Consider the following 12,013-nt stretch of genomic DNA (forward strand, 5'->3'; position numbering starts at 1 on the left):
CGGTGACGGTGACGGTGACGGTGACGGTGCCCGTGCCCGTGAGCGTGACCGGCGACCGGTCACGGGGCGACGGACCGAGGAGGAGCTGACCCCCCTGTGAAGAGGGGGGCCAGCCCTAGTGAGTGCGAACGCCCGAGCTTCTAGCGTCTGTTGGTGTGAGAAACGCAGAGAAGATCAGGATCACCCACAGCCCGGCGGCCCGCAGCGCCGCGGCCGCAGGCCTCGCGCTCGCCGTAGGCCTCACCGCGTCACCGGCCCTGGCGGCCACGCCCTCCGCGGCGGCCCGTACCGCCGCGACGGCGAAGGCCGGGCCCCAGGCCGACGGGCGACTCGACCGCTACTACAACCAACGCCTGGCCTGGGGCAGTTGTATGCAGGCCCCGGACGACACGGCCGGCCGGGACCTGGACAAGGCCGGGGTGCAGTGCGCGGACGTCACGGTGCCGCTGGACTACGCGGCCCCCAGGGGCCGCACGATCACCGTGGCGATATCGCGGCTCAAGGCCACCGACACCCGCCACCGCATCGGGGCGATCCTCCTCAACAACGGCGGCCCCGGCGGCCCGGCCGTGGACTCCCCGCCGACCGTCCGCAAGGCGATGAAGCAGGTGGGCGCCCGCTACGACATCGTCGGCTTCGACCCCCGCTTCATCGGCCGCAGCACCCCGCTGGACTGCGACTGGCCCGTCAGCTTCACCTGGTTCTCGGCCGGTGCGGGCCGGGCGGGCTTCGACCGCCAGGTGGCCCTGAGCAAGAGCCTGGCCGACAAGTGCCGCGCCACCAACGCGTCCGTCCTCCCGCACGTCACCACACGCAACACCGCCCGCGACATGGACGTGATCCGGGGCGCGCTCGGCGAGCGCAAGATCTCCTACCTGGGCTATTCGTACGGCACCTACCTGGGCACGGTCTACACCCAGATGTTCCCCGGGCGCTACGACCGGATGGTCCTGGACGGAGGGATCGACCCGCGCGCGTACGGCCCCCGCCTGCTGAAGAACACGGAACGGGAGAACGAGCAGGCCCTCTCCGCCTGGGCCGCCTGGGCGGCCGGCCGTCACACGACCTACGGCCTGGGCCGCACCCGTACCGCTGTGCTCGCCACCGTCGACCGCGTGATGGCGAGGGCGGCGCGCGGCCCCCTGACGATCGGCACCGCGCCGGACGTGTTCCGGCTCGACGACACGCAGATACCGACGTTCCTCTTCATGGGCGTGGCCGACGACACCGACCCGTCCCGGGCCTTCCTGGCCGAGCAGGTCTCCGTGCTGTCCAAGGCGGCGAAGGGCCAACAGGCGATCCCGTCGCCGGAGTTCGCCGAGATGCTGCGCTTCGCGACGAGCGGCGCGGACTCGGCCTTCGGCAGCGCCCAGACGGCGATCATCTGCGGTGACGTACCGGCCCCACGGAACCCCGAGCTCTACTGGCGCGACATCGAACGCTCCCGTGCGGCGCACCCCCTGTTCGGCCCGCTCACGGAGAACATCGGCCCCTGCGCGTTCTGGGACTCCCCGCGCGAGAACCCCACCCGCATACGCCACGACGCCCCGGCCCTGATAGTCGCCGCCACGGGTGACCCCCGCACCACCTACCGGGGCAGCGTCGCCCTGCATGACCAGCTGCCCAGCTCCAAGCTCCTCACCCTCAAGGGCGCCAACCGCCACGCGCTGTACGGGGAGTACGGCAACGCGTGCGTGGACGACAAGGTCAACCGGTACCTGGCGACGGGCAAGCTGCCCAGGAAGGACGAGGTCTGTGTGAAGTAGGGCGGGCGCCTACTCCACCTCGATGCCGTAATCCTGGACCAGCTCCTCCAGCCCGCCCCGGTAGCCGCGGCCACCGGGGACGAACTCCCAGTCGCCGTTCGCGCGCCGGCGGAAGGACCCCAGGACGAGGGCGGTCTCGTCGTCGCGGCCGTCGGAGACGCGCAGCCGGCCGAGCGCTGTCCCCTCGGCGTCGAGCAGCCGGATGCCGGCGTCGGAGAACTCGCGGAGATCGGCATCGGGGTTGGCGACGGGATCGACCGCGGCGATGAGGACGAGGCGGTCCGCACGCTCGGGCAGTGCGTCGAAGGAGACCTGGACGGCGGCCTTGTCCGGCGCCACGGGAACGAGCGCGCGGACCGTACCGTCGGGTGTACGGGGGTTGTTGTAGAAGACGAAGTGGTCGTCGTCCAGGACCTGGTTGCCGTGGCAGACGAGCGCGCAGACGTCCAGGGCGACGTTGCCCGACCAGTACATGCCCAACACGTTGTGGTCGTCGTCATCGGCGCCGCTCACACGGTCCGGCGTCGCTCGCCGGTCGGGCACGGAGCCCTCCCCGCGACCTTCGCCGGTTCCGGCACCGCCGCCGGTCCCGCCACCTTGGCCGGTCCCGCGACCGTCGCCGGCTTCGCCCCCGCCGCCAGGCCCGCTACGGGTGCCAGTACCAGCACGGTCGCCAGGCCGGCCACGGCCACCGGCTCCGCCCTCGTCGCCGGCCCCGCCCCCGGTGCTGGCCCCCGCCCCGCCCCCGGTGCCCAGCCGGCCGCGCAGCCCGTGGCGGTGGAGCAGGTCGACCAGTTCGGAGCCGGCGACCAGTTCCAGGGGCTTGCCGTTGGCGAAGGTGTGGGCGCCGGGCCCGAAGCGGGACGTCGTGACGAGCACGCCCTTGTTGGCCCCGGTGCCCTGGACGGTGCCGTACAGATCACGGACGGCTGTGGGCGGCACGGTGTTGCGGTAACGCTTGACCTGAACGACGATCTTGCCGCCGCGGATCGGTGTCGGGTCCAGCGCGTCGACGTCCACTCCGCCGTCGTTCGAGCGCTGGGTGGTCACGGCCTGCATGCCCATGGCCCGGAAGAGGCCGGCGATCAGCTCTTCGAAGGCGATGGGGTCCATCTCGTACAGATCCGGCTCTTCGTCGTCCCCGTGGGTGACGACCCCGTTCCCGACGTCCTCGGGAACCCGGCCGGGCCGCACGGCCGCGTACTGGTCGGGACGCGTCGACAGCTGCCCCCGAAGCCCCTCCACCAGGCAGGTGACGGCGTTGACCTGTTCCAGGTGCAGCGCGGCGAAGGTCGAGCGCTGAGCCATGACCGTACCGAGGAAGATGGGCCCCCGGCGGCCGGTCGTCGGGTCGTGATCGTCCACGAATCCGTTCAGCGCGACCGATTCCAGCGCACCGAACTCGTCGGCGGCGAAGAGATCGCGCAGCACGAGCAGGAGACACTGCGCGAGGACGTCCCGGTACAGGGTGCGGCGCTGCGTGACCGGCCGGGGCGAGTCCTTCACCTGATCCGCGTTGATCATGTAGCGCGCCGACTTCGCCTCCGGGACGACGTCGTACCGGGGCAGCTCCCAGTTCAGCACCAACTGCCGTGCCCCGGCGTCGTACGCCGCCGACACCTGGCGGGGCAGGCTCTCCAGCCATCCGGTCGAGGAGTAGAGGGCGGCGGAGAAGAACTCCACGGCGGCCTCGGGGTCCCCGTTGCGCAGCCCCGTCGTCATCTCCGCGATGGCGGTGTTGTGCCGCCGGATCTCCCCCAACTGCTCCTCGGCCCACTGCTCGTACTGCTGCCGGTAGACGGCCAGCCGGTGCAGACGTTGCGCCTCCGCGGCTTGGGCGGCCTGCCGGTCACGCTCGAACGAGGCCCGCGCCTCCGCCTGCGTCTGGGCTCGCCGGGTGGCGGTCCAACCGCCCTGCGGCTGGTACTGATGCTGCTCCGGCATACGGATGGGCTGCGCGAGCTGCCCCGGCACGAAGGGCGCGACCTGCTCCGCCCTGACCAGGGCGCCCGCCCTGAACGCCGGGGCACGGCACCCTTCCGCCAGCAGCCGCCGCAACGACTCGACCTGCGCGTCGAGTTCCTCCGTACGCCGACGCGCCTCCGCCTCGCGCATCTCCCGGCGCGCCCGCCGCTGCTCGCGATAGCTGGAGGCGACCTCCCGCTGATGGGCGCGTTGCCGCCTGTCCAGATCCCGCTGGTACTCGGCTTGCGCCTGTTGTTGACGTTGCTGTTGGCGCTGCACTTCAGCCCAGACACCGACCAACCCATCGGAGCGACGGCTCATGCTCTACAGGCCCTCCCCACCAGCGGCTCGGCGTACGCACACCCAGCCCCCGGCCCCCTAACCAGCAGTGATGGAGCGACTCTAGTCGGCAACCTGCCGCACGCCCATGCTCTTGCCGCATATGCCCGTACGAGAGGGGGGAGGGGCAGGGCCCCGTACGGCTCCGCGACACCGGCTTCTCGCCGGAGCAGGCGGCCGAAGCCCGGCCACCTACCGCCCCGCAAGGCGAACTCCGGCCCCGCAAGGCCAACTCCCCGACTGCAAGGTCGGCTTGCGGCCGACAGGCGCCAGGACCCGGTTGGAACCGCTACGAGATAACGGCTCCGAGGTTACGGCTCCGAGGCAACGGCTACGTAATAGCGGCTACGAGATCTCGTAGACGTCCACGCCGGACGCAGCCGGAGACCGGTGCGCCTCCACCTCAGCCGACCCGTCGTCCGACCGGACGGCTGGCCCTCACGCTCCAACGCCCCTCGGTGCGGGTGAGGCGGATGGGGTGAGCGAAGCACGTACTGACCTGGTCGCCGGTCAGGACCTCGTCGACCGGACCCGACGCCAGGCAACGCCCGTCACGCAGCAGCATCACATGGGTGGTCCCGGATGGCAGCTCCTCCAGATGATGGGTGACCAGGACCGACGCGAGATCCGGGTAGGTGTGCTGAAGCATGTCGATCCGCTCGATGAGCTGCTCGCGGCCGGCGACGTCCAGGCCGGTCGCGGGCTCGTCGAGCAGCAGCAGTCGCGGACTGGGCATGAGCGCCCGAGCGATCAACGCGCGGCCTCGCTCCCCTTGGGACAGGGTCGGCCAGCGTGCGCTGCGGCGATCGTCGAGGCCGAGCAGGCCGATGAGGCGGTCGGCATCGGCGGCCTGTTCGGGCGTCGGGTGCCGGCGGGGAACGCGCTCGACGGTATTGGTCAGTCCGGTCAGTACGACGTCCTCGACCTTGAGGGGCGAGCGCAGATCGTGCCGGGGGTTCACATGGCCTACGTACGAGCGCAGTTGCCGCATGTCGACCCGTCCCAGACGGTGGCCGAGCACCTCCACGATGCCGTGGGTGGGGTGCGCGAGCGCCCCGAGGAGGCTGAGGAGGGTGCTCTTGCCCGCCCCGTTGGCGCCGAGCAGCGCCCAGTGCTCGCCGGCTCGTACGGTCAGCGACACCTCACTCAGGATCGGATTGCCGTCGCGGACGACGTCCACGTCCTTCACACGGAGTACCGGGGTCGCGCTCACGAGGCGGCCTGTCCGGAGCGGTTGACGGCCGACATGACGGCGTGGACCGATGCGGTCAGGACCGAGGTGTCCCAGCCCGCTCCCCAGCAGGGGACGTCGTCCACGCGGCACTCGGCGTAGGCGACGGCCGGGCTGCCCGGCCCTGTGCTGGTGGAGTGCTCGGTGTAGCCGAGGATGTCGACGGTGATACCGACTCCGCGCAGCGCGTCGGCGAGGGCGGACAGCGGCCCGTTGCCGGTGCCCTGGCAGGAATGCTCCTGGCCGCCGATGTGCAGCGCGCAGCTGAACCGGTGCTCGCCGGGAGAGGGTTCCGTGGCGCTCCAGGAGGCCAGTGTGACCGGGCCGTCCAGCGCCGGGGTGATGTATGTGGTGCGGAACAGCTCCCAGAGCTCCTTGGGGGACAGCTCCTGACCGGTGGCGTCGGTGACCTGCTGGACCGCGCGGGAGAAGTCGGGCCGCATCGCCCGGGGCAGGTCCAGGCCGTGGTGGGTGCGCAGCAGGTGGGAGATGCCTCCCTTGCCGGACTGGGAGTTGATGCGAATGACTTCCTCGTACGTGCGCCCGATGTCGGCCGGGTCGATGGGCAGATACGGCACGGCCCACGGGGCCTCCCCGACGGGCAGGCCCTTCTCGGCGGCCTGCTCGGCGTGGTGGGCCATGCCCTTGGCGATGGCGTCCTGGTGGGTGCCGGAGAAGGCCGTGTGCACGAGGTCGCCCCCGTAAGGGTGGCGGGGGTGGACCGGCAGCCGGTTGCAGTGCTCCACCACCTCGCGTACCGCGTCGATGTCGGAGAAGTCGACCATCGGGTCCACGCCCTGCGCGTACAGGTTCAGCGCCAGGGTGACCAGGTCGACGTTTCCGGTGCGCTCGCCGTTGCCGAACAGGCACCCCTCGACGCGCTGCGCCCCGGCCAGAACGGCGAGTTCGGCACAGGCGACGCCGGTGCCACGGTCGTTGTGCGGGTGGACCGACAGAATCACGGACGCGCGGCGGGCCAGGTGCCGGTCCATGTACTCGATCTGGTCCGCGTAGACGTTGGGAGTGGCGATCTCCACCGTCGCGGGCAGGTTGTGCACCACCGGCCGGTCCGGGCTCGCCTCCCACAGCTCGCTCAGGCTGTTGCACACGTCCAGGACGAAGTCCGGCTCGGTGAGGTTGAAGACCTCCGGGGAGAACTCGAACCGGATGTCGGCACCCGGCCGTTCCTCGGCGCGACGCACGAGGTGGGCGGCGGCATCCCGGATCAGCGCGTGGACCTCGGCACGGGAGCGGCCCAGGACCACGTCCCGCCACGCGGGGGCGGTCGCGGTGTACAGGTGCACGAGGGTGCGGGGGAGCCCTTCGACGGAGGCGACGGTCCGGTCGATCAGGTCCTGGCGGGCGGCGGTGAACACGGAGATGGTCACGTCGTCGGGTACGGCACCGCTGTGTGCCAGGTGGCGTACGAAGTCGAAGTCGGTCCGACTGGCGGAGGGGTACCCCACCTCGATCTCCTTGAAGCCCATGGCGACCAGGAGGTCGAACATCCGCCGCTTGCGTTCGGTGTCCATCGGCTCGGCCAGCGCCTGGTTCCCGTCGCGCAGGTCGACCGGTACCCAGAGCGGCGCCCGCTCGAGCCGGCGCGACGGCCAGGCCCTGTCCGTCAGGGGCAGCGCGACCCGCTGGTCCGCCGGCTGGTAGCGGTGATGGGGCATCGCGCTCGGGCGCTGGGGGTTTCACCGGGGCGCGCCCGCCGGAATGTCACCGGAGGGAGTGCGCAGGGTGGGAAACGCCGTGCTCGGGAGGGAGGAAGCCATCATGCGGAACTTCTTTCACTCGGCCATACGATGACCGGCGCAGCCCGGTACCCCGCTGCGGGGTGCCGGTCGTGTCAGGCCCCGCAGCGGCAGCCGAGGAGAAGAAGCTCGTGCAACAGCATGGGGGGTACAGTAACGACAACTCAGCTCCTCAGACAACCTGAGGTGTGGAAGGTGAACCTCGAATGTCACTAGGCGCGTTGCGGCCGTCCCCTCTGGTCGAGCAGGCCACTGAGCACCTGCGCGAACAGATCACCGGGGGCGAATGGGCCGTCGGGACGAAGCTCCCCGGCGAGACGACTCTGGCCAAGTCCCTCGGTGTGGGGCGCTCGACCGTTCGCGAGGCTCTGCGGGCACTGGCCGGCGCCGGCCTGGTTCAGGCGCGCCAAGGAGCCGGGGTCTTCGTCACCGCGACCGAGCCCAAGGAGGGCTGGTCCACCCAACTCCGCCAGGCGGCCATCACCGATGTCTACGAGGTCCGCATGCTCGTGGAGGTCGAAGCCGCACAGTTGGCCGCGCAACGCCGCACCGACGACGACGTCACCGCCCTGCACGAGGCCCTGGCCGGCCGCCGGGACGCCGCGAAAGCGGGCGACGCCGAATACGTCGAGGCCGACATCGCCCTGCACCAGGCGCTGGTCGCCGCAGCGCACAACCCGGTGCTCACCGGCTTGTTCACCGAGTTCGTACCCGTGCTGGAACAACGGCTCCTCGACCTGGTCGAACTGCTCAACCTGCGCTCCGACCACCCGAACTACGGCGACGAGGGACACACCGCCCTGGTCGACGCCGTCGTACAGGGAGACGCCGAGGCCGCCGGCCGAGCGCTTCGCGACGAGCTCAGGCGAACACTGGCCCTGCTCCACTCCCTCTGACCCCCGCCGCCCTTCCGACGGGAACGGCAGCCGCCTTCGCCGCGGAACCGCGGATGCGGAGGCGTGAAACTCACGGGGGCGACGCCTGAGACACCCGCTATAGCCTGAGGAGTGGGATCGAATTCTTGCTTCCGGGGGTGCTCAGTCGTGTCGAGCGGTGGTGTTCTGCCTGTCCAACGTGGGGCGGTACGAGCCGTGGTCCTTGCGTGATCGGTTCGTGCCGCCCCGTCCGCTCGTACATCGCTCACGCAAGCGTCTGTCAGGTTGACCGGTTTAGTCCAGGTCCATGGCGTGTTGACCTGGGCGGGTAGTACGGGACAGCCACCAGAAGGGACCACCATGGACTCCGGGACTCCGTCTACGACGGGGCCACTGGTCCACCGGGCCCGACGACGAGCGCCCCGAGCACGCCGGCCCGACCGCCCCCGTTACCACTGCGAGGGGATCATGGACGCGCGGGCCGCCTACTACGAGGAGCCGAACACCTGATGTGGGACAGCGTCATAGCCGTCATAGGCACGCTCGCCGGCGGACTACTCGTCACCGTCACCCAGCAGGTGACCGACCGGCGCCGGCAGCGCGAGCAACACCGGGAGCGGGTTGCCGACCTCACCGGCCAGCTCCTGAGCGCGGCGCTCCGCTACCGCCAGCTCTACTGGCTCCGGGTCGACGCCCTCCGGGCAGGCGAGCCCGACCCCGTCGTACGGGCCGACTTCTACCAGGCCCGCAGCGACGTCACCGAGGCCCGTGACCGGCTCGCCCTCACCGTCACCGACGAGACCTTGCTCCGGGCAGCCGGAAGAGCGGCCTGGAGCGCGCTGGACCTGAGCGACATCGACCCCGGCCTCCCGCAGGACGGCCGCTACGCACCGGAGGTCGAGGCCCGGCTCGACGCCGCACGGGAGCGCAGCCGCGAGGCCCACACCGCGCTGCGGCAGGCCGCCACCGGCTACGGCACTCCGTCGACCCCAGGTCGCGCCGTCGACACACGGTCGCAGTACACCTGACGCCCGCCCAGCCGCCCCCACCGGCCCGTACCGGCGGGGACGTCGCCGCGCCCTCGACGACACCAACGGCGTGGGGGCCGGCCAGGGCGGCGGTGATGATCGTCCCGCGTCAGCGGTTCGCGGGAGGGCCAGGTCGGACATGTGCCCTGACCGGGCCTTTCTGTCATTCATGCTGGTAAAGCTCTGTGCCCCCGGCAGGATTCGAACCTCGACACTTGCTTTAAGAGTGGGGTCGAATTCTGGCGGGGTGATGTCTGGCTGTTCCGCGTGCCGCTGCCGCTATTCCGCCTGATCAGGGCCTCCCGGTATGGGGGTAAGAACCAGTGCGTGACGGCTCATCTCAAGCCGTCCGCTCACGCGTGGGGGTGTTCTTACCCGCGGCAGAGCCCGACACCGCCGGGCGCGCGCATCCGCTCTTTCAGGATGGCTAGTCTGCGGTGCCAGTCGGTCAGTTCCGCGACGGCGAGGGCCAGTTCGCCGTACAACTTGTACGAGACGATGGCGCGGCGGGCCACTCCGCAGCAGTCGGCAGGCGGAGTGGCGAACGGGTCGGGGACCGGGTCCGGGTCCGCCACCGCCAGCCCGTGGCGGCGCACGAGGAGTGCCCAGCACTTTTCGAACAGGAGGGCCTGCTGTGTGAGAGGAGGGGTTATTGTCTGCACGTCACCCGCATACCTGGGATGACCCGTGAAGACGCATAGGGGAGGGGTGAGTCGTCGATGGGCAAGAAGGTCGAGGAACTTGTATTGGTCGTCGATGAGTTGGCCTTGTCACGTGTCGGATGGCAAGTCGAGAACGTGCGGGCGCGGCTTGTCACGGACAGCTTCGACGACACCCACTACCAGGAGATCGCCGTATCGGGCACGGCGCGGTTCCTGCGTGAGAACTGGTCCGACCGTTTCACGGGGGACGACGACTACCCACCCACCCTTCTGCTGGGACTGAGCCCGGTGGACCGGCCTGAGCTGGTCAGCTACACGCATGCCCTGCTGGAGACGGTCAAGAGGGCCGGCAAGAGGCCGGTGCGGTTCTCCGAGTCCAGCCAGAGCTGGGAGTGCTCCAAGCCGGTCAAGCCCGAGGAGATAGCGCTCCATGTGACCTCGTTCGACCTGGAGGAAACCGGCCTGGGCCTGAGCTGGCCCTCGTCGAAGACGAAGCCGCTCCCCGTCGAGCTGATTGACGAGACGGTTCACGAGGCAGTGCGGCTGAAGCCCACCACGTGTGACGCCACGATCGTCGGCAAGAAGCGCGATGCCTCTTTGCAGGTACGCCTCGGTGGGTTCGCCGCATTCGGCTCGGCCAGGGAACTGCTGGCCGACTTCATCGCCATGGAGCCGTGGCGGGGCGACGAACTCGACGACGAGTACGACGTCGAGGCCGAGTGCCCCTTCGAGGTCCCTATGCCCGGCATCGCGGTCGAGGTGCTGGACGACACCGACTTCCTGCTCGACAAGCATGAGGTGTCGCTGTACGGGAGGATCCCGGTGGGGGAGGGTGCCACTTTGCCCTCGCGGCAGCCGCGCTGGATCGCCCAGTGCTCGTTCGACCTGGACGACCTGTCCGGCGTGCCGACCCATGTCGTGGTGCGCGTGTTGGACGCGGAGGACCTGTAACCGGCCTGATGGCGGCCGTTGTCAGCTTGCAGGACACTCTCGTTCGCGAGCATGCGCAGGCGCCGGGTCTCTTCCGCGAGATCGCGCGCATGGAGGCGCTGCTCGCCGACACCCACCGCGACCGGGTGCCGTACGAACCACTCCAGAACTCCGACGACGCCGGCTCCACGGCCGTGGTCGTCGAGGGCCTGGGGAGGGCCGGTTCCGCTGGAGCGATGACGGCCGGTCTCTGGACGCGGCGGACGTGGAGGCGCTGTGCCGCAGCGCCGACTCCACCAAGTCGCGCGGCGGTGACTCGAACGGGTACAGGGCATCGGCTTCACGTCGCTCGCGGCGATTGCCTCCCGGATCGAAGTGCGTTCGGCAAGCGTACGTTTCGCGTTCGACAGGGTGGCTGCCGCGGGATTGCTCGCTGAGCCCGTTGAGAACGCGGTGCCGCTGATCCGGATACCCGCCGAGGTGCATGCCGACGCGCCCGCCGACGGCGTGGCGTTCACGGTCACGTGCCGGCCGGACGCCACGGAGGCGACCCGGTGTTCGAGCGGCTGTCGCAGTTGGGCATCGACGGCGAGGACCTGCGCAGCGTGGTGGTTTCGGCGACCGTATCCGCCGGCAAGCTGCTCGTGACGTCGCTGAGAGAGGAGATGGCCGCACGGCGGCCGTTGTTCGCGTACTCGCCACTTCCGCTGGAGCCGCAGGACGTGGCCCTCATCTTTCCTGGTGGCGCCCCTTCGGCGCTGTACGAGCCGCGCAATCAGGCCGCCGCCCGGGGGCTGAAGGCGGTACCGGGCCTTCGTAGCATCGACCTCGCCGCTGCCCTGGCCGAGATGAGTCCCGCCGAGCTGTCCGATGCCCTGCGTTCTCGGCTCGGTGAGCATCTCAAGGAACTCGCCCGCACACACGGCCGGAAGCTCACCGAGACGGAAAGCAGGCTCGTGCATGATTCCGCCCCGCAGGAGGAGGCGCCCGATGCCCCGGCCACGGCCGAAGGAATCCGTGTGACGAAGGCGGTTCCTCGCTCCGACGGCTCCCTGGCGTCCGTACTGAAGCGATGGAGGGCGGCAGAAATCGCGGCGAAATAGCACCTCAACCAGCTCGGTTGGGAGCCGCGCGATGTCAGTGGACAACGTCGGCTATGACCTTGAGGGAACGGACCCGCAGGGAAAGCCTGTACGGATCGAGGTCAAGGCCCGTCCTTACAAACGGCCTCGAAGTCGAAGTCCGTCAGCCTGCCCACGTCGAACGTTTCCATGGTTCGCCCCCCTGCCTGATCATCCGCGCACTGGACCACCAGTCAGGACTGCGGGCCCCGAGGTCACGTGGAACGGGGCGTGGCTCAGCTTTCGTTGAGTCGCGACGCCATGCAGGCGGCCGGCGCTGACCAGTGCTTTAGATACGGCAGAGCAGTCGCGTCGTTCGAAGACGGCGGGGTCATTGGC

9 protein-coding genes are annotated in these 12,013 nt (G+C 70.1%); 5 read left to right on the top strand and 4 right to left on the bottom strand.

Going from position 1 to position 12,013, the window contains the following annotated elements:
- The first annotated feature begins 155 nt into the window (after nucleotides 1-155).
- Nucleotides 156-1,766 carry an alpha/beta hydrolase gene (locus AB0917_RS04085; protein WP_366817885.1) on the top strand — a complete coding sequence of 537 codons (1,611 nt, stop codon included), beginning with the start codon at nucleotides 156-158 and terminating at the stop codon, nucleotides 1,764-1,766.
- 9 nt (nucleotides 1,767-1,775) lie between these two features.
- Here the strand turns inward: AB0917_RS04085 and AB0917_RS04090 are convergent, their stop codons facing one another.
- The 3 genes from AB0917_RS04090 to leuA form a co-directional block, all read right to left on the bottom strand.
- Complete coding sequence (locus AB0917_RS04090; RefSeq protein WP_366817886.1) at nucleotides 1,776-4,052, bottom strand: restriction endonuclease; 2,277 nt, start codon at nucleotides 4,050-4,052, stop codon at nucleotides 1,776-1,778.
- A gap of 421 nt (nucleotides 4,053-4,473) precedes the next feature.
- Entirely contained in the window at nucleotides 4,474-5,283 is an 810-nt protein-coding gene (locus tag AB0917_RS04095; RefSeq protein WP_366817887.1) for an ATP-binding cassette domain-containing protein, read from the bottom strand.
- Nucleotides 5,280-6,977, bottom strand: a complete 1,698-nt coding sequence (leuA, locus tag AB0917_RS04100; protein WP_366817888.1) for a 2-isopropylmalate synthase — start codon at nucleotides 6,975-6,977, stop codon at nucleotides 5,280-5,282. Before leuA ends, AB0917_RS04095 begins: the two co-directional genes overlap by 4 nt.
- Nucleotides 6,978-7,264: 287 nt before the next feature.
- On the opposite strand from leuA, the gene AB0917_RS04105 reads away from it, so the two are divergent.
- Nucleotides 7,265-7,954 (top strand): FadR/GntR family transcriptional regulator, encoded by a 690-nt coding sequence (locus AB0917_RS04105; protein WP_366817889.1) that lies wholly within the window; start codon nucleotides 7,265-7,267, stop codon nucleotides 7,952-7,954.
- Between the two features lie 488 nt (nucleotides 7,955-8,442).
- On the top strand, nucleotides 8,443-8,961 hold the full coding sequence (locus AB0917_RS04110; RefSeq protein ID WP_366817890.1) for a hypothetical protein: 519 nt from the start codon (nucleotides 8,443-8,445) through the stop codon (nucleotides 8,959-8,961).
- Between the two features lie 371 nt (nucleotides 8,962-9,332).
- On the opposite strand, the gene AB0917_RS04115 is transcribed toward AB0917_RS04110, so the two are convergent.
- Nucleotides 9,333-9,623, bottom strand: coding sequence for a hypothetical protein (locus AB0917_RS04115; RefSeq protein ID WP_366817891.1), 291 nt, complete (start codon nucleotides 9,621-9,623; stop codon nucleotides 9,333-9,335).
- A 105-nt stretch (nucleotides 9,624-9,728) separates the two neighbouring features.
- Here AB0917_RS04115 and AB0917_RS04120 point away from each other — a divergent pair, with 105 nt between their 5' ends.
- Nucleotides 9,729-10,574, top strand: a complete 846-nt coding sequence (locus tag AB0917_RS04120) for a hypothetical protein (RefSeq protein ID WP_366817892.1) — start codon at nucleotides 9,729-9,731, stop codon at nucleotides 10,572-10,574.
- Between the two features lie 533 nt (nucleotides 10,575-11,107).
- A complete protein-coding gene (locus AB0917_RS04125) occupies nucleotides 11,108-11,656 on the top strand; it encodes a hypothetical protein (protein WP_366817893.1) in 549 nt (182 codons plus the stop codon).
- The last annotated feature ends 357 nt before the right edge of the window (nucleotides 11,657-12,013 follow it).

Source organism: Streptomyces sp. NPDC007346, from assembly GCF_040703535.1.
Classification (GTDB): domain Bacteria; phylum Actinomycetota; class Actinomycetes; order Streptomycetales; family Streptomycetaceae; genus Streptomyces.